Here is a 19957-nt window from a genome sequence, read left to right as displayed (position 1 = left end):
TGCTCTGGCGGGCGATCCGTCAGGCCGCCAGCTTCGCCCGGTCGTGCGGGGCGAGAAAATCCAGCTCCGGCCCAAGCGGCACGATGCCGGTCGGATTGATGGTTGCGTGGCTGCCGTAGTAGTGCCGCTTGATGTGCTCCATGTTCACCGTCTCGGCGACACCGGGTACCTGATAGAGCTCGCGCAGATAATTCGACAGGTTCGGATAATCCTGGATGCGCCGGAGATTGCACTTGAAGTGGCCGACGTAGACGGCATCGAACCGCACCAGCGTCGTGAACAGCCGCCAATCGGCTTCCGTCAGATGGTTGTCCACAAGGTAGCGCTGACCGCCAAGCCGAGAGTCGATATCGTCGAGCGCGTTGAACAGGTTTGTGAACGCGCTTTCGTAGGCGTCCTGCGTCGTTGCGAAGCCGGTCTTGTAGACGCCGTTGTTGATCTTGCCGTAGACGGTCTCGTTGATGGCGTCGATCGCCTGCCGCTGCCTCTCGGGATAGAAATCCAGGGTCGCGTCGACGGCGTCCAGACCGTTGAACGCCGCGTTGAACATGCGGATGATATCGGCGCTCTCATTGCTGACGATGGTCTTGCGCTTCTTGTCCCACAGCACCGGCACCGTGACGCGGCCGGAATAGTCCGGATCCGCCGCCGTGTAGACCTGCCAGAGTTTTGTGGCGCCATTGACCGGGTCGGCTTCGGAAAAGATCCAGCCGTCTTCCAGCATCAGCGGCTCGACGATGCTCACCGAAACGGCGCTCTCCAGCTTCTTGAGCTTGCGGAAGATCAGCGTGCGATGTGCCCACGGGCAGGCAAGCGCCACATAAAGGTGGTAGCGCCCCGCCTCGGCCTCAAAGCCGCCCTCGCCAGTCGGCCCTTTCGAACCATCGGCCGTGACCCAGTTGCGAAAACGCGATTCCTGGCGGACGAATTTGCCGCCCGTCGATTTCGTGTCGTACCACTTGTCCTGCCATTCGCCGTCCACCAAAAGGCCCATGTGCCTGCGCATCCTTTTTCGTTTTCGCTTGATTATCTGCACGATAGGTAACCATGTCCGGACGCGGATCAAGCGGCGTGAACACTGTGTTGACCCCAGGCGAACGGGGCGGCCCCCCATCTGGCGCCGACCTCGCGAGAGGCACCGTCCCCCTGCCACCGCCGCGCGCGGCGCGGATCCGCTGGACGCCCATGCGGGCGTATGCTATCGGCAACCCTTCGGCAATCGGCAGCCGTGGGACAGGAACCCACGGACGAGAGGCAAGCGCATGTTGGTCTTCGACCGGCGACGACGAAGCGAGCGACGTGGAATCAGCTTCCACGCATACGCCCGCGTGTCCGCGGTGCGCGCTGCCGAGTGATCCCAGCATGGGCGACCGGCGGCGCCCGTCCGCCACGCAGTCTGCCCGCTTTTTTGGATCACGCACCGATATGTCGAACCTTCCCTGCCAATTCCGGAGCGAGTCTCCGGCTGATGATGCCGCCATTTGCACCATTCAAGCTGACGCGTTCGGACCCGGGCGTTTCGCCCGTTCCGCCTTTCGCGTGCGTGAGGGGATCGCGCATGACGCCGATCTGAGCTTCGTCGCGCTGAAGGACGACGAGGTGATTGCGTCCGTGCGCCTGACGCCGGTGCGCATCGGCACCTGCGACGCCCAGCTCCTGGGACCGCTGGCGGTTCAGCCCGCGCACAAGAACAAGGGCATCGGCCGGATGCTGCTGCGCATGGCGCTGGATGCCGCGCGCGACAAGGGCGAGACGCTGGTACTGCTGGTCGGCGATGCGCCGTACTATGCGCCCTTCGGCTTTCGCGTCGCGCCAATGGGAAGCATTTTCTTTCCCGGGCCGGTCGATCCGGCGCGGGTGCTCGTCGCGGAGCTTGTCGGGGGCGCCGCGCAAGGTGTTCACGGGGCGGTGCGTGGACGCGGTCTTGCGGGAGAGTGACGATGACAGCCGGAATCGAGATCGCGTTCGAGGACAATGAATCCAAGGGACGCTACTTCTACCGTGCGCCCGGCGGGCCGGAAGCCGAGATGACCTTCAGCCGCGCCGGAGCCGCGCTTCTCATCATCGACCACACCGACGTGCCCGACGCCTATCGCGGACAGGGGATCGGCGTGATGATGGTCGCGCGTGCGGTGGAGGACGCGCGCGCCGCGGGCAAACGCATCCTGCCGCTGTGCCCGTTCGCGGCCGCGCAGTTCCGCAAGCATCCCGAATGGGCTGACGTGCTGCAGGGATAGGCGGTCTTAGCGGCCCTCGCGGTACCAGGTCATGGTCAGCGCGCCGAGCAGGATCGCAAGACCGAGGAACCCGACGAACAGGGGGATGCGGTCGATCCCCTTGAGCACGCTGGCCTCGGTCATCTTCAGTCCGACCCATCCCGAGCCCGCGAAGCTCGAGGCGCGCCTGAGCGCCACGACGCGGGGGATCTCGGGCGCCGTGTCCGCGGCCGCCGTGGCTCGCGGCGTCAGCCGGCGGACGCTGCCGCGCGAGGCCTCGGCGAGGGGCCGAGTGTCTCGGCGCTGGAGCGGACGTCGACGAATTCTCGCGGATTGGGCGGGCCCACATGGGCAAGCGCCGTCCGCTCGCCATCGGTGACCGAGTAGAGCCCCAGATCCGTGGTTACCTTTGTGGCGCGCCACAGGCCCGGTTCGGCCTCGGTCAGCACCATCGTCTCGGTCTCGCCGGACGGCAGCGTGAGTGTCACCGGCTCCACGTCCTCGCCCAGGGTCTGACGCTCAATGGTCAGTTGCGTCCCGCGCACCGAAAGCCGCAGGGCCTCTTCCTCCAGGTCCGGCTCCTTCATCAGCCAATGGGCCAGTCTGCGCAGCAACTGCACGTGCGGGCCGCCGCCTTCATAGCCGCGCGCCCACAGCCAGGCATGATCGGACAGCAGCAGCGCCACGCGGCCCTCGCCGCGGCGGTCGAGCACCAGAAGCGGCTTGTTCTCGGCTCCGCGCATGACGACGTCGCCCTCAGTCGACACCGTGTCGACCAGGCGGAACCAGCGGCTCCAGGCGGGAGGGTCGCTCTCGGCGCCGGGCAGAGCGCGGGTCACAGGGTGGCGCTGCCCCTGTTCGGAGATGGATGCGTGATAGGGCGTTTCGATGATCTCGCCCGAGGGTTCGGCCGGCAGGACCGCGGACAGCGGCGTGCGGTACAGGCTGCCGCTGTCGGCGTAGTCCGGGCCGGCGGCGAGCAGCACGGCGCCGCCGTCGCGCACGTAGCGCGCGATGTTGTCGAAATACAGGATCGGCAGCACGCCGCGCCGCTTGTAGCGGTCGAAGATGATCAGGTCGAAATCATCGATTTTCACGGAAAACAATTCGCGTGTCGGAAAGGCGATCAGCGACAGCTGATTGATCGGCGTGCCGTCCTGTTTTTCCGGCGGCCGCAGAATGGTGAAATGCACCAGATCGACGGCGGCGTCGGACTTGAGCAGATTGCGCCACGTACGCTCGCCTGCGTGCGGTTCGCCGGAGACCAGCAGCACGCGCAAGTTTTCGCGGATGCCGTCGATGGTGACCACCGCGCGGTTGTTGACCAGCGTCAGTTCATCATCCAGCGCTTCCGCCTCGACCTCATAAATGTTGGGTCCGCCGTGGGTGATGGGCAGCGGCAGGGAGATCGTCTCGCCAGGCGTGACGCGTTGCTCGCCGATCAGTTCACCGTCGTGGCGGATCAGCAGCCGCACGCGCGATTGCGGGATGTCGGGCCCGGCCTGCATGACGCGAAGCTGCATCTGCTGTTCCGTGTCGACGAGGCCGAAACGCGGCGCGCGGTGGATGACGATGCGGCGGTCGCGCTCGTCCGGCCGGCCGGTGATCAGCGCGTGCAGCGGTGCGTCAAACCCAAGCGCGGCGGCATTGTCGGGGATATCGTGCACCTGGCCGTCGGTGATCATGATTGCGCCCGCGACACGGTCGGGCGGCACATCCGATAGTCCTTGCTGCAGGGCGTCGAAAAGAGCGGTGCCGTCCTCATGCACGCCGTCGCGGTTGCGGCCGGCGTCGATGACCCGAACCTCGATATCGCCAAGTTGCTTGAGTTTCTCCTGCAGCGCTTCCTGCACCGCGGCGGTCGTCTCCTTGCGCCCGGCGAGGTCCTGGCTCTGGCTCTTGTCGACCACGAGAGCCACCACACTGGAGAGCGCTTCGCGGTCCTCCCGCTCGATGGCCGGGTTGAGCAGTGCCAGGATCATCGCCGCAAAGGCCGCGGCGCGGATCACCATTCCGCGTTGCCGGCGCCACAGGCCGATGGCGACGAGCACGGCGGCCAGCACGGCGAGGCCGATGATCAGCCACGATGGCACGAGGGGGGCGAAGTCGACGCTCCAGATCATCCGCTATTGTCCCAGACGTTCGAGCAGCGCAGGCACATGCACCTGATCCGCCTTGTAGTTTCCAGTCAGCGTGTACATCACGATGTTGACGCCTGTGCGGAACGCGAATTCCCGCTGCGAGGGATCGCCGGGCACCGTCGGATGCAGATAGTTGCCTTCGCCGTCGATGGCCCAGGCGGAGGCGAAATCATTGGCGGTGATCAGGATCGAGGAGACCCCGTCGCCGGCGCGCACCGGCCGGCGCGTGCCGTCGTCGGACTCCGGCAGCGCCTGCACCCACAAGGGGCTGCCGATCCAGCGGCCCGGGAAGGCGTCCAGCAGGTAGAAGGCTTTCGAGAGCACATGATCGGGCGGAACGGGCTCGAGCGCCGGAACGTCGAGACTGGCCAGGATGGCGCGCAGCTTGGCGGTGGCGGGCGAGACACCGAATCCTCCGGTGCTGGCGTTGGCGGTGAGCTGGTCGCGGGTGTCGAACAGGACGGTGCCGCCCGAGCGCATGTAGGCGTCGATGCGGGCCATGGTCCGCGCCGAGGGGACTTCGGCCGCGTCGTCGACGGGCCAGTAGATCAACGGGAAGAAGGCGAGTTCGTCGGCATCGATGTGCACGCCGACCGGTTCCCCGGGCTCCAGAGCCGTACGCGAGGCGAGATACTCCGAAAGTCCGGCCAGCCCGCTGCGGCTGGTCGCGTCGATCTGCCGGTTGCCGGTCACCACATAGGCGAGGTGGGTCGCGGACGCCGCTTCCAGCGCCCACAAGGTGTCCTTGCCCGACTCCTGGGCGTGTGCGGGTGCGGAGGGAATGGTCGCGGCGCCTGATGCGATGCCGAGCGCGATCAGGACGGCCGCTGTGGCGGAATGGCGCGGCCAGCGCAGTCCGGATCCCATCACCAGAACGGCGACGGCATCGGCGAGCAGCAGGATGAGCGCGAGCACAAACAGACCGGCGCGCATGTCCAGCGGCCCTTCGGTTTCATATTGCCGGATATCGGCGCCGCGCCCGAGGGCCGCAGGATCGAAGCGGAGGATCTCCGCGTCGTCTGCCAGCAGGTTCAGGGCGCGGAAGGCGGCGTCGGCGCCATAAAGCCCCGGGGGATTTTCGCGGCCCGCGGGCTTGGCGTCGATGTCGGCGCTGGACACCGGCTTGGCGTTGGCGGCGGGCGCATTGAGCCGGCCAAAACCGTCAAGCAACCGCATCGGCGCCAGCATCGATGCGCTCGCGCCTTCGGCTGCGTCCGCGCCCGAAACAGAGGCGGCGGAGAATGCCAGGATTCGCCGGAGCATCTCGATGAACGTCCCGGAGATCGGCAGGTTCGACCAACTCGTGTCGGCGGTGACGTGGAACAGCACCACCCAGCCGCGATTCATCCGTTCCGCTGTGACAAGCGGCGTACCGTCGGCGAGGCTGGCCCAGGTCTTGTCGGGAAGCGTCTCGTCCGGCTCCGCCAGCACCTGCCGGTTGACAGTCACGTCGTCGGGGATGGGCAAGTCATCGAAGGGGGTGGACTGCGCGAAGCTCCCCAGCGGCTGCGGCTGTTGCCACGACAGGCTACCGCCCAGCGCGCGGCCGCCCGAGCGCAGACGCACCGGAACCAGCGCGTCGGTCGCGGCACTCAGGTTCGGGCCCGCGAAGCGCACCAGCACGCCGCCGGCCGAAACCCACTTCTGCAGGCTGTCGAGTGCGTCGCCGGTGATGTTGCCGATGTCGGCGAGCATCAGCACGGAGGTGTTTTGCTCGATCAGTTCCGGCACGGCGAGCGCCAGGTCGGCGGATCGCGGCTGACGCAGATCCGCATAGGGTTCCAGCGCCCGCGTCAGATAGTAGAGCGGTGAAAGGAAAGGCTGCGCGCGTTCGCTCGAGGCGCCGGATATCAGCCCCACGGTGCGCCGCCGCCACCGCTCGTCGATCAGTTGCACCGCGCCGGCGGTTTGCTCGCCGGTGATTTGCAGACGGGCGATTTCGTTGCGCAGCTCAACGGGAAGAGCGAACTGCACGTCGGCCTCCCCGGCGTCACCGTCGAAGGTCGCCTGTGCTTCGCCGATCACCAGTCCTCTGAGGTCGCGCGCCTGCACGGTCACTTGCGCGCTGGGTTCGTTCGAGCTGCGCACGATGGTGGCGATCAGCGCCTTGGCGTCGTTGCGCACGGCCTTCAGTCCCAGCGGCATGTCCTGCGGGTGTAGGCAACGATGGATGCATCGCCCGCGATGCCGCCCAGTTTTTCCGCGAAATCGTCAACCGTCTCGCCGCCCAGGCCGTCGGTCATCCAGACGACGGCGCCGGGGGCCGATTCCGCCGCGGCGGCTTGCAGCGCGGGAAGGAGTTCGCCCTGCATCGCGGGCCAGGAACGGGGCTCAAGCGCGCGCAGCCGGTCGCGGGCGTCGTTGGGGGATCCCGGCTGAAGCGTCTGTGTAGGGCCGTCGGCGGTGGCGGCGAGCAACACGGGCTGGCCGCGATCCTCGGCCTCGTCCAGGGTGCGCTCGGCGGTCACCAGACGGTCTGGCCAGGACTGCGCGGATGTCCAGCCATTGTCGATCAGCAGCCACAGCGGCCCCTCGCCGGTGGCGGTCGCCACCATCGGCCGCCAGATGGGTCCCGCCAGCGCAATGATCACGGCGGTGGCGATCAAGAGGCGCAGCAGGGTCAGCCACCAGGGGCTGCGGGCGGGGGTTTCCTCGCGTTTTTCCACATCGACCAGAAGCCGCGTGGGCGGAAAGGTGACCTCGCGCGGACGTGGCGGGGTCAGTCGCAGCAGCCACCAGATCACCGGCAACAGGGCGAGGGCGGAGAGGACCAGGGGGGCCGCGAAACCGAGCGGGAGAAATGAGAACATCACGATCCCCCAATGGGCGCGCTGGCCGGGCCGAAGGCCGAAGGGCGCGCCGGGGCGACTTCGTCGGCGTTGTCGGCCAGGCGGCTGTGCAGGCCCAGCAGCGGCTCGACCGCGGGCCGGTCGGTATGATGGACCATGAAGGTCCAGCCGGCGCGTGATGCGAGGTCCGCCAATGCCCCCCGGTGGGCCGCGAGCCGGGCGTGGTACGCCTCGCGCCAGCTTTCCGCGCGGCCTGTGACCAGACGCAATCCGCTTTCCGGGTCACGGAACTCCGTGCGGCCGGAAAACGGGAAGGTTTCCTCGATCGGATCGAGCACCTGCACCAGGTGGCCGCGGGCGCCCGCCGCCATGACGGTGCGCGCCCAGGCGGACAGATCCTCGATGGGGTCCAGCAAATCGCCGATCAGCACGACATCGGAGAAGCGGCCGACGGCATGGGTATCGGGCAGCGGAACCGGCTTGGAAATATGGGACAGGGCGGTTGCGACCTTTTCGGCCGCGTTGCGGTCGGCTGTGGCGCGCGTCAGGCCGGTCAGCCCGATGCGCTCGCCGCCGCGCGCCAGCAGATCGGCGAGGCCGAGCATGATCACCAGGGCCCGGTCGCGCTTCGATGTCTGCGACAACCGCGAACGATAGGCCATCGATGGCGACAAATCGCTCCACATCCACACCGTGTGAGCGGCTTCCCATTCGCGCTCCCGCACATACAGATGGTCGTCGCGGGCGGAGCGGCGCCAGTCGATGCGCTTGGCCGGCTCGCCCATGTTGAACGGGCGGAACTGCCAGAAGGTTTCGCCGGGTCCGGCGCGGCGGCGTCCGTGCCATCCGGCGGAGACGGTGTTGGCGATCTGGCGCGCCTCGACAAGCAGATCGGGCAGGGATTCCGCAACCGTCCGCGCGTCGCCGAGAATGTTCGGCCAGGCCTCCTGCGACAGCGTTACCGGCTCGTTGCGTCCGTCCATTGGATCCTGCCTTTGCCTTGTTGCCGGTGTCGTTTTCCCGTTGCCGCGCCGCGGGCGCGCGCGTCTCGCGTCAGGCGAATTTCGCCTTGATTCGGGAAATGACGTTGCGCACCGTGTGGCCGTCCGCGCGGGCCGCGAAGCTGAGCGCCATGCGGTGCTGAAGCACCGGCTCGGCCATCGCCATGACGTCGTCCACAGAGGGCGCGAGGCGGCCTTCGAGCAGGGCGCGGGCGCGTACGGTCAACATCAAGGCCTGGGAGGCGCGCGGGCCGGGACCCCAGGCGATCAGGTCGGTGATCGGATCGCTTTCTTCTCCCGGCCGCGCCGAGCGGACGATCCGCAGGATCGCGTCGACGACGGATTCGCCCACCGGAATGCGCCGCACCAGATTCTGGAAGCGCTTCAGCTCGCTGGCGTCCAGTACGGCCTTGGCGGTCGCGTTATGCGCGCCGGTGGTCTCCAGCAGAATCTTGCGCTCGGCTTCAAGCTCCGGATAGTGCACGTCGATCTGCACCAGAAAGCGGTCGAGCTGCGCTTCGGGCAGCGGGTAGGTGCCCTCCTGCTCCAGCGGATTCTGGGTGGCCAGCACGTGGAACGGTTGCGGTACGTCGTGCCGGGCGCCGGCGACCGTGACATGATATTCCTGCATCGCCTGCAGCAGCGCCGACTGGGTGCGCGGGCTGGCGCGGTTGATCTCGTCCGCCATCAGAAGCTGCGCGAAGACGGGGCCGGGGAGAAAACGGAACGAACGTGTCCCGTCGGGGGCCTGTTCCATGACTTCCGCGCCGAGAATGTCCGAGGGCATCAGGTCCGGTGTGAACTGAATGCGGTTGGCATTCAGCCCGATGACGGTTCCCAGCGTTTCCACCAGCTTGGTCTTGGCGAGGCCGGGAACGCCGACCAGCAGGCCATGGCCGCCCGCGAGAATGGTGATCAGCGCCTGTTCGACCACGGTCTCCTGACCGAAGATCACGCGGCCGATTTCGGTGCGGGTCGCGGCGAGACGCTCAACGGCGGCTTCGGCTTCGGCCACGACGGCCTTGCCGTCCGCGCTGTTGGGGTCGATCTGGCCTGCTGATGGTAGAGCGCTCATATAGTCCCCCGTCGTTGATGTCGGCTGGGTTGTCTGCCGATGCCGTATCTTGTGGCGGCCTGCGCCGGATGGCCCGGTGCATGGACGCAAAATGATAGTCCCGCCAAACGTAGGCTCACGGTGCCGGTCTCGGCATCACGTTGCGTTGAAAACACTCGCCAATGCACGCGAAAACAATGGGAAGAGACTATGGGAATCCACCATTGGCGGTTGAATTTGAGACTTGAACACTGGCAGAAAAATGGCAGCCCCGGTCCGGGGCATTGCTTAGGTCGGGTTTCCCGGCCGCTCGGCCCGCCGGGAAATGGAACCCTGTTCGGAACACAGGGTACGCTGCATTTTTTGAAATCCGGAGCGATTTCTTTCCGCCGAATTGGCTAGAATGACCAACCGTGATGACCAAGGAGCCGTCTGTTCGCATGGAAACAATGCCCAAGGGCTTGCAGGAGATGATCCGCAGGGCCGGCCCCGCGGGCCGTGGCCCGGCTCCCGTCGAGCTGTGGGAGCCGGACTTCTGCGGTGATCTGGATATGCGGATCGCGGCGGATGGCACATGGTTCTACATGGGCACGCCCATCGGCCGGGAGGCATTGGTGCGGCTGTTCTCCACGGTTTTGCGGCGGGATGCGGACGGCCGCTATTACCTCGTCACGCCGGTCGAGAAGATCGGCATTCAGGTGGAGGACGTTCCCTTCGTCGGCGTCGAGCTTTTTGTCGACCGGCCGGCCGACGCCTCCGGTGAACGGGAGGGCGGTGGACAGCGGCTCTCCGTGCGGACAAATGTTGGTGATGTCGTCGTTGCCGGAGAGGATCATCCGCTTCGCTTTGTCCTGGATCGGGAAAACGGCGGATTGATTCCCTATATCCTGGTCAGGGGGCGACTCGAGGCCCGTCTCGCCCGGCCCCTGTTGTATGAGCTTGCCGAACTGGGCGAAGTCGCGGATGTCGAGGGAACCGAGCAATTCGGCGTGTGGAGTGACGGCTGCTTCTTTGCGATGATGCAGGCGGACGAAATTGCCAAGGCGCTTGAATGACGACCGATATGAAATGGCGACCGGATTCAGAAGATCACCTGCCCCGGCCTGTTGCGGCGGGCGGGGATGCGTTTTCCTATACGGTGGACGAGGTGACGCGGCGGGCGAAGACGCGTCTCGACGCTCCGCCGCGCGTCACGGGCGATCATGTGCTCAATCCGGCCCTGCATCCGGATGGCTCTCCGGCGCGGTCCTTGCGCGAGGCGGCGGTGCTGATTCCGGTGGTGGAGCGCGACTCGGGCGCCAGCGTTCTGCTGACCACGCGCACGGATCATCTGCCGACTCATGCGGGCCAGGTCGCCTTTCCCGGCGGCAAGATTGATCCCGGCGACGCGAATGCGACCGCCGCGGCCTTGCGTGAGGCGGAGGAGGAAATCGGGCTCGACGCGGCCTATGTCGATCCCATCGGGATGCTGCATCCCTATCTGACGGGTTCGGGATTCCGCATCATTCCGGTGCTCGGACTGGTCCGCGAGGGGTTTACGCTGACCCCGGAGCCGGGAGAAGTCGCGGATATCTTCGAGGTGCCGCTTCAGTTCCTGATGACGCCGGCGAACCATCAGCGGCGCAGCCGCGAATGGGACGGCCGGCGGCGGTATTTCTATGCGATCCCGTTCGAGGAGCGCTACATCTGGGGCGTGACCGCCGGAATCGTCCGCAGTCTCTACGATACGCTCTACGGTTGATTTCAACAGGCTGGGACCTTCGTTCAATGCTGAGAATAATCCTCGTACATCTGCTGCTGTTCCTGCTGCCGACACTCGGCTACGCGTTCTGGCTGCTCGTCACGCGTCAATCCGCCGCTCAGGAGCAATGGGAGGATGCGCCCAGGATCTGGCTTGCGATCATTGGCGCCGGGCTGGTGGTGATCAGCTTGCTGTTCTTCGCCACGTTCGAGGGCACGCCGCCCGACGGGGTCTACAAGCCGGCTGAATTCAAGGATGGCAAGCTGGTGCCGGGCCGGTTCGAATAGGGCGCCCATGGCCGGTTCTCCAATCCAACCGATGCGGTCGCTGGCGGATGCCGACTGGCTGAACACGCGGGCAATCCGCAAGGTCTTCGCCGCGATCGAGCGTGATGGCGACGCGGCGCGGGTCGTCGGCGGGGCCGTGCGCAACGCGCTGCTGGACGAACCGGTCGCCGACATCGACATCGCCACCACCGCTTCGCCGCAGGACGTGACGGCGCGCGCGCGCGCGGCCGGACTCAAGGCGGTGCCCACCGGGATCGAGCACGGCACCGTGACCGTGATTTCCTCGGGCACGCCCTTCGAGGTGACGACCCTGCGCGAGGATGTCGAAACCTTCGGCCGGCATGCCTCGGTGAGGTTCGGGCGCGACTGGACCGCGGATGCCCAGCGGCGCGATTTCACCATGAACGCGCTCTATGTCGACAGCACGGGTGCGATCTTCGATCCCATCGGAAGCGGCTATGCGGATTGCCTGGCGCGGCACGTGCGCTTCATCGGCGAGCCGGAGGCGCGGATTCGCGAGGATTACTTGCGCATTCTCCGGTTCTTTCGGTTCCACGCCCAGTATGGCGCCGGCGCCATGGATGCGCAGGGGTGTCCGCGGTCCTGCAATGCCGCAACGGATTGCGGCATCTGTCGGCCGAGCGTGTCGGTCATGAAATTCGCCGCGTTCTGGTCGCGCCGGGCGCCAGCGGCGTGGTGGAAGCGATGGCCGACACCGGGATCATCGAGATCGCGCTGGGCGGCGTCGTGCGGGTCGAGGATTTCCAGCATCTGACGCGGCTGGCGGCGTTCGCGCCGGAAGCTCTTGAGCCGGCGCTTTGCCTGGCTGTGCTGGCTTGCTTCGTGGATGAGGATGTTGCCCGGCTCGACGAGCATCTGCGGCTCACCAACCGGGAAACGGACCGGATGCGGCGCGCGCTTGCCGCCAATGGCGGGTTGCGCCCGGGCCTCAACGACCACGACGTGCGTGCTTGCCTCTACCGGCTGGGACGCGAGACCGCGGTCGACGGGGTGTTGATGGCCTGGAGCCGGGACGTTTCCGGTCCGGACGACGCGGCGTGGCGCGCGCTTCTGGACGCGGTGCGCGCGGCCGAGGTGCCGGTGTTCCCGGTCAGGGGACGCGATCTCGTGGCGCTAGGCGTTCCCAAAGGGCCGGACGTCGGCGAGACCATGCGCACGCTGGAAGGCCGCTGGATCGCCTCGGACTTTACCGAAAGCCGCGACAGCCTGCTGGCTTTGGTGGAATCCTGACGTTTACGGCCACTTCACCACTGGCGGCATGGAGGAGAGGATCGAGGCGACGTTGCCGCCGGTCTTCAGGCCGAAGATCGTGCCGCGGTCGTACAGCAGGTTGTATTCCACGTAGCGGCCGCGCCGGATCAGCTGCTCCTCGCGTTCCGGTTCGGTCCACGGCTTGGTGAAATTCGCGCGTACCAGCTTCGGATAGATATCCGCGAACGCCAGCCCCACGTCCTTGGTGTAGGCGAGGTCCGCGTCCCAGTCGCCGGAGTTGTGGTAGTCGTAGAAGATGCCGCCGACGCCGCGCGGCTCGTTGCGGTGCTTCAGCCAGAAATACTCGTCGCACCACTGCTTGTAGCGCGGATAGTCCGCCGCTTCATGCTTGGCGCAGGCCGCTTCCATCGCTGCGTGGAAGGCGACCGTGTCCGGGTCTTCCTGGGTGCGGCGGGCGTCCAGCACCGGGGTCAGATCCGCGCCGCCGCCGAACCATTGCCGCGTGGTGACCACCATGCGCGTGTTCATGTGCACCGCCGGCACGTGCGGGTTCTGGGGGTGGGCGATCAGCGAGATGCCGGAGGCCCAGAAGCGCGGGTCAACGTCCGAGCCGGGGATCTGGCCGCGGAATTCCGGCGAGAACTCACCGTGCACGGCGGAGATGTGCACGCCGACCTTCTCGAACACCCGGCCGTGCATCAGCGACATCTCGCCGCCGCCGCCCTTTTCGCCCGTGTGATCGGTGCGCTCCCACGGGGTGCGCTCGAAGCGGCCCGGCTTCCGATCGCCCATCGGACCTTCGAGTTCGCCGATTTCGTCCTCAAGCCGCTCGAATTCGGCGCAGATCCGGTCGCGCAATTCGCGGAACCAGGCGCTGGCGGTGATTTTCTTGGCCTCGATGTCCGCCGGGATCGGTCCGCCGCGCTCGCTCATTCTTGCCTCGTCCTCATAGGGTCTTCGTATTCTGGGTAGCCCTGCTTTACGGGAAAGAGCCGGTCTGCCGCAAGGCTTCGCCGGTCACCATGGCGGCGGACAGCGCGATGTTGAGCGAGCGGGTGCCTTTGATCATCGGAATCGTCAGCCGCGCGTCGGCGGCGTCATGCACCTCTTGCGGCACGCCCGCGCTTTCGCGGCCCAGCAGCAGGATGTCCGATGTCTCGAAGCCGAAGCCGGCGTAGGCCTGCGTCGCCTTGGTGGTCAGCAGCACCAGCCTGCGCCCGGCATCACGGCGCCAGGCTTCAAAGGCGGCCCAGTCCACGTGACGGACAAGCGCTGCGCGGTCGATGTAATCCATCCCGGCGCGTTTGAGATTCCGGTCCGACAGGGCGAAACCCGCGGGCTCGATCAGGTGCACGGTGATCCCCAGACAGGCTGCCATGCGCAGGATCGTGCCGGTGTTTTGCGGGATGTCCGGCTGGTAGAGCGCGATGTCCGGCATACGGGGATCCTTGGCTCGTCCGCGATGTCGCGGCGGGGGCATGCGATGATTGTTCGCGGTGTTCGCGACCGGGTGGGTGATTGCCCATCGCCGCTGTCGCCTATATCCCTAGGGTGCAAATGGGGCGGGCGAAACGAGAATCGGAATCCGGGAACGCCATGTTCACTTGGTTTGAACGTCTTATTCGGCCTTTTTCCGAGCACACCGTCGAACGTCCTCCGGCCGATGTGCTTGGCTTTTATGTCTATTTTCTCAAACCCATCAAATGGGTGCTGCTGGTCACGCTTGCGGTGTCGCTGGCGGGCGCCATCGCGGAAATGGCGCTCTTCGTCTTCGTCGGCCAGCTCGTCGACATGATGTCGGCGGGCAACCGGGAGACCTTCTTTCACGATCATGCCGCGGCCCTGATTGTCATGGCGCTGGTGGTGATGGTGCTCAGGCCGGTTCTGGGCGTCGCCGCGCGTGGTTTCGTCAACCTGACGCTGGCGCCGGGGCTCACGAGTTTGGTGCGCTGGCGGACCTATCGCTACGTGCTGCGCCAGAGCCTGGGTTCTTTCACGATGATTTCGCCGGACGGATCGCGCAGAAGGTCATGCAGACCGGCATGGCGGTGCGCGAGAGCGCGGTCAACGTGGTCGACGGCGTCTGGTTCCTGCTGATTTATCTGGTGGGCACGATCTGGCTGTTCGCGGAGCTCGACTGGCGTCTGGTGGTGCCGATGCTGTTGTGGACCGCGGGCTATCTGGCGACGATCGTTCTGCTGGTGCCGCTGGTGCGCCAGCGTTCGGCCGCGGTCGCGGAGGCCAACTCGATGCTGTCGGGCCGCATCGTCGACAGCTACACCAACATCCAGTCGGTCAAACTCTTCGCCAGCATTCAGCGCGAGGACGCCTTCACGCTGGAAGGATTCCGCCGGCAATACGCCGCCATGTGCGGGCTGATGCGCTGGATCGTGGTGATGACGGCCTCATTGATGGGGCTCAACAGCCTGATGATCTTCTTTGTCGGCGCGCTGGCGCTGTGGCTGTGGAGCGTGGATGCCATCAGCATGGGGGCGGTCGCCCTGGCCGGCGGGCTGGTGATCCGCCTCAACCAGATGTCGGGCTGGATCCTGCGCACCATCACCTCGCTGTTTGAAAACATCGGCACGGTGCAGAACGGCATCCAGACGCTGGCCAAGTCGATGTCGGTGGTCGATCGCCCGGGCGCCCGGCCGCTGGCCGTCAGCCGCGGCGAGATCCGGTTCGAGAACGTCGGCTTTCACTACGGCCGGGAAGACGGCGTCATCGACGATCTGACACTGACGATCCGCCCCGGTGAGAAGGTTGGCATCGTCGGTCGCTCCGGCGCGGGTAAGTCGACGCTGATCAACGTGCTGCTGCGCTTCTACGATCTGGAATCGGGCCGCATTCTCATCGACGGGCAGGATATCGCCACCGTGACTCAGGAAAGCCTGCGCGCGGCCATCGGCGTGGTCACCCAGGATACCTCCCTGCTGCATCGCTCCGTGCTCGACAACGTGCTCTACGGCCGTCCGGAAGCGGACATGGACGAGGTCGAGGACGCCATCCAGCGCGCCCACGCCGACAACTTCATCCCCGAGCTGCGTGACCGCTCCGGCGCATCGGGCCTCGATGCCCTGGTGGGCGAGCGCGGCGTCAAGCTGTCGGGCGGCCAGCGGCAACGGATCGCGATTGCCCGGGTGCTGCTCAAGGACGCACCGATCCTGGTGCTCGACGAGGCGACCTCGGCGCTCGATTCCGAGGTCGAGGCGGCGATCCAGCAGCAGCTCGACCACCTGATGAAGGGCAAGACGGTCATGGCCATCGCGCACCGGCTTTCGACGATCGCGGCGATGGACCGGCTTGTGGTCATGGACCAGGGCCGAATCATCGAGCAGGGCACCCATTCCGCGCTTTTGGAGGCCGATGGTCTCTACGCACAGCTGTGGAAGCGGCAATCCGGCGGCTTTCTGGCGGAAACCATCGCCGCGTAGCTGTTTCGCGCCGCTCGTGGACAAGGTCCTGCGTCAATATCGCGCACCGGCAATCGGCAATTGCTGCGACAATCCGTCTGGAAAGATACTGCCTGTCTGGACAAGCGCCGGGAAGGGTGCAAAAAGACCAACCGCTTGAGGAGGTGCGGCACGGCCGCGCCATTGTGCTCTGTGGGAACCCGCAATCGTCCGTCTGGTCGCCTTGGTCATGACGGGATTTGGTGCGGGGCGTCCGCTCAGCAACAACAGGTTTCGAGAGGACGTGACCTTGGCTACCACGGAAACGGCAGAACCGACGCGCCGCGATTTCCTCTATATCGCCACCGGTGCGGTCGGAGTGGTTGGCGCCGCAGCGCTGGCCTGGCCCTTCATCAATCAAATGAATCCGGATGCGTCCGCCCTGGCGCTGGCGTCCATCGAGGTCGATGTTTCGGCCGTCGAGGAAGGCCAGCAGATCAAGGTGATGTGGCGCGGCAAGCCGGTGTTCATCCGCAACCGGACGGAAACGGAAGTCGAGGCGGCCAAGGCCGTGCCGACCGACGATCTGCCGGACCCGCTGGCGCGCAACGCGAACCTGGCCGCCGATGCGCTGGCCACGGATGAAAACCGCGCCGCCGGCGTGGCCGAGGGCGCTGCCGCCGACGGCGGTGAAAAGCTGATCATCATGGTTGGCGTCTGTACCCACCTGGGCTGCATCCCGCTCGGCGAATCCGGCGACTTCAACGGGTGGTTCTGCCCGTGTCACGGATCCCACTACGATACCGCCGGCCGCATTCGCAAGGGCCCCGCGCCCGAGAATCTGATGGTCCCGCCCTATACCTTCGTCTCCGATAGCCTGATCAAGATCGGCTGACGCGGACGTTTCGAGGAGAATGCGAAATGGCCGGACATTCGACATACGTGCCGCAAAGCAAGGCTGCCCGCTGGCTGGAATCCCGCCTGCCGGTTATCAGCCTCGTGCATGGCAGCTTCGTTGATTTCCCGACCCCGAAGAACCTGAACTACTGGTGGACCTTCGGAGGAATTGCCTTTTTTGTGCTGTTTGCACAGATCCTGACCGGCATCGTGCTGGCGATGCACTACACGCCGCATGTGGACATGGCCTTCAATTCCGTCGAGCACATCATGCGCGACGTGAACTACGGCTGGCTCATGCGCTACATCCACTCCAACGGCGCGTCGATGTTCTTCGTCGCCGTCTACATCCATATCTTCCGCGGTCTGTACTACGGATCCTACAAGGATCCCCGCGAGATCTCCTGGATCCTCGGCGTCATCATCTTCCTGCTGATGATGGCCACGGCCTTCATGGGCTACGTGCTGCCGTGGGGACAGATGTCCTTCTGGGGCGCCACCGTGATCACCAATCTGTTCTCGGCGATCCCGCTGGTCGGACATGAGATCACGACGTGGCTGTGGGGCGGCTTCGCCATCGACAACCCGACGCTCAACCGCTTCTTCTCGCTGCACTACCTGCTGCCGTTCATGATCATCGGCGTTGTGGTGCTGCACGTATGGGCGTTCCACACGACGGGCAACAACAACCCGACCGGCATCGATCCGAAGTCGAAGAAGGACACGATCCCCTTCCATCCGTACTACACGATGAAGGATTTCTACGCGATCATCGTGTTCATGATCCCCTTCGCCTGGTTCGTCTTCTATGCGCCGAACTACATGGGCCACCCGGACAACTACACCCAGGCGAACCCGCTGGTGACGCCGTCGCACATCGTGCCGGAATGGTACTTCCTGCCGTTCTACGCGATCCTGCGGGCGGTTCCGGACAAGCTCGGCGGCGTGATCGCCATGTTCGGCGCCATCGCGGTGTTGTTCGTGTTGCCCTGGCTGGACACGTCCAGAGTCCGTTCGGCGACCTACCGGCCGCTGTACCGGCAGTTCTTCTGGATCTTCGCCATCGTCTGCGTGATGCTGGGCTGGCTCGGTTCCAAGCCGGCGGAAGGCGCCTATGTGATCATGTCGCGGATCGGCACGGTCTACTATTTCGCGCATTTCCTCATCATCATGCCGCTGCTGGGTTTCCTCGAGAAGCCGAAGGCGCTGCCGGGTTCGATCTCTGAATCCGTGCTGGGCAAGAATGGTGCGGGTCAGCCCGCGGGCGCGGTGTCCGCTCCCGAAAACAAGGGCTGAGGACGGATGGTACGAGAGGAATTGAAGCCAATGAAGACCCTCATCGCCAATGCCGTCCGGGCAGCCATCGCGGTCGCGTTTGTCGCGACCGCCGGCACGGCCTTTGCCGCGGGCGGCGAAAAGCACATCGAAAAGCAGGATTGGTCGTTCGCCGGTCCCTTCGGTCACTACGACAAGGCGCAGTTGCAGCGCGGCTTCCAGATCTACAAGGAAGTCTGCTCCGGCTGTCACGCTCTCTCCCTGGTTGCGTTCCGCAACCTGGGTGAGGAAGGCGGCTTGGGCTACTCGGATGAGCAGATCAAGGCGCTTGCCGCGGAATACACCGTCATGGACGGTCCGGACGATGAAGGCGAGATGTTCGAGCGGGCCGCCAAGGCCTCCGATCGTTTGCCTTCGCCGTTCCCGAACGAACAGGCGGCGCGTGCATCCAATAGCGGCGCCTATCCCCCTGATTTGTCGCTGATCGCCAAGGCGCGCGCGGTCGAACGCGGATTTCCGTGGTTCGTCTTCGACGCCTTCACCCAGTACCAGGAGCAGGGCGTCGATTACCTCTACGCGCTGCTGACCGGCTATCACGAGGCGCCTGAAGGCGTCGCCGTGCCGGAAGGCCAGTACTACAACCCGAACTTCATCGCGGGTCACTCGCTGGCCATGGCGCCGCCGCTTTTCGACGAGGGCATTGAATACTCGGACGGGACGCCGATGACGGTCGACCAGTACGCCCGCGACGTCGCATCGTTCCTGATGTGGACGGCCGAGCCCAAGCTGGAGCAGCGCAAGCTGATGGGCTTCCGGGTCATGGTGTTCCTGCTGATCTTCGCAAGCCTGCTGTTCTTCACCAAGAAGAAGCTGTGGCGCAACGTCGAGCATTGAGGCTCGTCGTCTGTCAGTGAATGTTCACGCCGCGCGGGCAACCGCGCGGCGTTTTTTGTGGCCGCACGAGGATGTGGCGTTGATTAACAGCACCCGCGCCGCCATTCTGCGCCGGGTGGATGGCTTTGGGGGACGCGAGCGATGACGCAATCCGTGCTTGGGGTGATTGGCGGATCCGGCATCTATGAACTGCCGGGGCTGGAAAAGGCCGATTGGGAGCGGATCGCAAGTCCCTGGGGTGAGCCCTCGGACGATCTGCGCATTGGCGAGATCGATGGTCTGAGCGTTGTGTTCCTGCCGCGCCACGGGCGGGGACACCGGCTTTCGCCCACCGACATTAATTACCGCGCCAATATCGATGTGATGAAGCGCGCCGGCGTCACGGACCTGATTTCGGTCTCCGCCTGCGGCTCCCTGAAGGAAGAACTCGCTCCGGGCACCTTCGTGCTTGTCGAGCAGTTCATCGACCGCACCTTCGCGCGCGAGAAGAGCTTTTTCGGCAACGGCTGCGTGGCGCATGTCTCCATGGCCTATCCGGTCAGCCCGCTGCTGGTGGATTGCGTCGAGAAGGCGGCGCGCGCCGAGGACATCGCCTGCCGTCGCGGCGGCACCTATCTGGCGATGGAGGGTCCGCAATTCTCGTCGCTGGCCGAAAGCCACCTCTATCGCGCCTGGGGCTGCGACGTCATCGGCATGACCAACATGCCGGAGGCCAAGCTCGCCCGCGAGGCCGAGATCTGCTATGCGACCGTCGCCATGGTCACCGACTACGACTCCTGGCATCCCGAGCACGGCGCGGTCGATATTTCCGCGATCATCAAGGTGCTGCACGACAACGCCAGCAACGCGCAGCGGCTCGTTGCCCGCGTGGCGCGCGAGCTGCCGCGTGAGCATCCTGCGTGCCCGGTCGGCTCCGATACGGCGCTCGAATACGCCATCATGACCGGACCCGATCATCGCGATCCGGAGCTGGTGGCGAAACTTGATGCGGTTGCCGGACGGGTGCTCAATCGCAGCTACGCGTGACGGGGGCCGAC

At 65.7% G+C, this 19957-nt stretch carries 20 protein-coding genes and 1 pseudogene; 13 read left to right on the top strand and 8 right to left on the bottom strand.

Annotated elements, in window-relative coordinates; all coding sequences use genetic code 11:
• Positions 1 to 19: 19 nt before the first annotated feature.
• Entirely contained in the window at positions 20 to 994 is a 975-nt protein-coding gene (locus tag D1F64_RS17485; RefSeq protein WP_117413456.1) for a glutathione S-transferase family protein, read from the bottom strand.
• Between the two features lie 368 nt (positions 995 to 1362).
• Here D1F64_RS17485 and D1F64_RS17480 point away from each other — a divergent pair, with 368 nt between their 5' ends.
• Both D1F64_RS17480 and D1F64_RS17475 read left to right on the top strand, forming a co-directional pair.
• Positions 1363 to 1938 carry an N-acetyltransferase gene (locus tag D1F64_RS17480; protein WP_248304497.1) on the top strand — a complete coding sequence of 192 codons (576 nt, stop codon included), beginning with the start codon at positions 1363 to 1365 and terminating at the stop codon, positions 1936 to 1938.
• 2 nt (positions 1939 to 1940) lie between these two features.
• A complete protein-coding gene (locus tag D1F64_RS17475; RefSeq protein WP_117413455.1) occupies positions 1941 to 2237 on the top strand; it encodes a GNAT family N-acetyltransferase in 297 nt (98 codons plus the stop codon).
• A 6-nt stretch (positions 2238 to 2243) separates the two neighbouring features.
• Here D1F64_RS17475 and D1F64_RS17470 read toward each other — a convergent pair.
• The 5 genes and pseudogenes from D1F64_RS17470 to D1F64_RS17455 all read right to left on the bottom strand — a co-directional run bounded on the left by D1F64_RS17470 (position 2244) and on the right by D1F64_RS17455 (position 9222).
• A pseudogene (locus tag D1F64_RS17470) lies at positions 2244 to 4339 on the bottom strand (hypothetical protein).
• Positions 4340 to 4342: 3 nt separating this feature from the next.
• Positions 4343 to 6502 (bottom strand): DUF4159 domain-containing protein, encoded by a 2160-nt coding sequence (locus D1F64_RS17465; RefSeq protein ID WP_346432263.1) that lies wholly within the window; start codon positions 6500 to 6502, stop codon positions 4343 to 4345.
• Complete coding sequence (locus D1F64_RS25525; protein ID WP_346432262.1) at positions 6487 to 7167, bottom strand: BatA domain-containing protein; 681 nt, start codon at positions 7165 to 7167, stop codon at positions 6487 to 6489. The genes D1F64_RS17465 and D1F64_RS25525 overlap by 16 nt, the downstream gene beginning before the upstream one ends.
• Positions 7167 to 8129, bottom strand: coding sequence for a DUF58 domain-containing protein (locus tag D1F64_RS17460; protein ID WP_117413454.1), 963 nt, complete (start codon positions 8127 to 8129; stop codon positions 7167 to 7169). The genes D1F64_RS25525 and D1F64_RS17460 overlap by 1 nt, the downstream gene beginning before the upstream one ends.
• A gap of 70 nt (positions 8130 to 8199) precedes the next feature.
• A complete protein-coding gene (locus D1F64_RS17455) occupies positions 8200 to 9222 on the bottom strand; it encodes a MoxR family ATPase (protein WP_117413453.1) in 1023 nt (340 codons plus the stop codon).
• Between the two features lie 419 nt (positions 9223 to 9641).
• Between D1F64_RS17455 and D1F64_RS17450 the strand changes: the two genes are divergently transcribed.
• From D1F64_RS17450 to D1F64_RS24770, 5 genes are read left to right on the top strand one after another with little or no spacing between them, the layout of a single operon-like run.
• The gene (locus tag D1F64_RS17450; RefSeq protein WP_346432261.1) at positions 9642 to 10256 is read left to right on the top strand and encodes a DUF1285 domain-containing protein; all 615 of its coding nucleotides are present in this window, start codon (positions 9642 to 9644) and stop codon (positions 10254 to 10256) included.
• Positions 10253 to 10942 (top strand): CoA pyrophosphatase, encoded by a 690-nt coding sequence (locus D1F64_RS17445; protein ID WP_248304496.1) that lies wholly within the window; start codon positions 10253 to 10255, stop codon positions 10940 to 10942. The genes D1F64_RS17450 and D1F64_RS17445 overlap by 4 nt, the downstream gene beginning before the upstream one ends.
• 26 nt (positions 10943 to 10968) lie before the next feature.
• The gene (locus tag D1F64_RS17440) at positions 10969 to 11229 is read left to right on the top strand and encodes a DUF6111 family protein (RefSeq protein WP_117413451.1); all 261 of its coding nucleotides are present in this window, start codon (positions 10969 to 10971) and stop codon (positions 11227 to 11229) included.
• Between the two features lie 7 nt (positions 11230 to 11236).
• Positions 11237 to 12004: a CCA tRNA nucleotidyltransferase gene (locus D1F64_RS24775; RefSeq protein ID WP_205470521.1), complete on the top strand. Its 768-nt coding sequence runs from the start codon at positions 11237 to 11239 to the stop codon at positions 12002 to 12004.
• Positions 11935 to 12480, top strand: coding sequence for a hypothetical protein (locus D1F64_RS24770; protein ID WP_205470520.1), 546 nt, complete (start codon positions 11935 to 11937; stop codon positions 12478 to 12480). The genes D1F64_RS24775 and D1F64_RS24770 overlap by 70 nt, the downstream gene beginning before the upstream one ends.
• A 3-nt stretch (positions 12481 to 12483) precedes the next feature.
• Here the strand turns inward: D1F64_RS24770 and hemF are convergent, their stop codons facing one another.
• Both hemF and D1F64_RS17425 read right to left on the bottom strand, forming a co-directional pair.
• Positions 12484 to 13395: an oxygen-dependent coproporphyrinogen oxidase gene (gene hemF, locus D1F64_RS17430; RefSeq protein ID WP_117413450.1), complete on the bottom strand. Its 912-nt coding sequence runs from the start codon at positions 13393 to 13395 to the stop codon at positions 12484 to 12486.
• A gap of 46 nt (positions 13396 to 13441) precedes the next feature.
• The gene (locus D1F64_RS17425; protein WP_117413449.1) at positions 13442 to 13900 is read right to left on the bottom strand and encodes a tRNA (cytidine(34)-2'-O)-methyltransferase; all 459 of its coding nucleotides are present in this window, start codon (positions 13898 to 13900) and stop codon (positions 13442 to 13444) included.
• 158 nt (positions 13901 to 14058) lie between these two features.
• Between D1F64_RS17425 and D1F64_RS25520 the strand changes: the two genes are divergently transcribed.
• The 6 genes from D1F64_RS25520 to D1F64_RS17400 all read left to right on the top strand — a co-directional run bounded on the left by D1F64_RS25520 (position 14059) and on the right by D1F64_RS17400 (position 19946).
• On the top strand, positions 14059 to 14559 hold the full coding sequence (locus D1F64_RS25520; protein WP_346432260.1) for a hypothetical protein: 501 nt from the start codon (positions 14059 to 14061) through the stop codon (positions 14557 to 14559).
• On the top strand, positions 14493 to 15896 hold the full coding sequence (locus D1F64_RS17420) for an ABC transporter ATP-binding protein (protein WP_346432259.1): 1404 nt from the start codon (positions 14493 to 14495) through the stop codon (positions 15894 to 15896). Before D1F64_RS25520 ends, D1F64_RS17420 begins: the two co-directional genes overlap by 67 nt.
• A 268-nt stretch (positions 15897 to 16164) precedes the next feature.
• Positions 16165 to 16749 (top strand): ubiquinol-cytochrome c reductase iron-sulfur subunit, encoded by a 585-nt coding sequence (petA, locus tag D1F64_RS17415; protein ID WP_117414690.1) that lies wholly within the window; start codon positions 16165 to 16167, stop codon positions 16747 to 16749.
• A gap of 26 nt (positions 16750 to 16775) precedes the next feature.
• On the top strand, positions 16776 to 18047 hold the full coding sequence (locus D1F64_RS17410; protein ID WP_117413448.1) for a cytochrome b N-terminal domain-containing protein: 1272 nt from the start codon (positions 16776 to 16778) through the stop codon (positions 18045 to 18047).
• Between the two features lie 30 nt (positions 18048 to 18077).
• Positions 18078 to 18920, top strand: a complete 843-nt coding sequence (locus tag D1F64_RS17405; RefSeq protein ID WP_117413447.1) for a cytochrome c1 — start codon at positions 18078 to 18080, stop codon at positions 18918 to 18920.
• Positions 18921 to 19061: 141 nt separating this feature from the next.
• Positions 19062 to 19946, top strand: coding sequence for an S-methyl-5'-thioadenosine phosphorylase (locus D1F64_RS17400; protein ID WP_117413446.1), 885 nt, complete (start codon positions 19062 to 19064; stop codon positions 19944 to 19946).
• The last annotated feature ends 11 nt before the right edge of the window (positions 19947 to 19957 follow it).

The organism is Breoghania sp. L-A4 (assembly GCF_003432385.1).
Taxonomy (GTDB): Bacteria; Pseudomonadota; Alphaproteobacteria; order Rhizobiales; family Stappiaceae; genus Breoghania.
The sequence above is the reverse complement of the archived record's forward strand: the minus strand, read 5'-3'. Positions and strand labels throughout refer to the sequence as shown.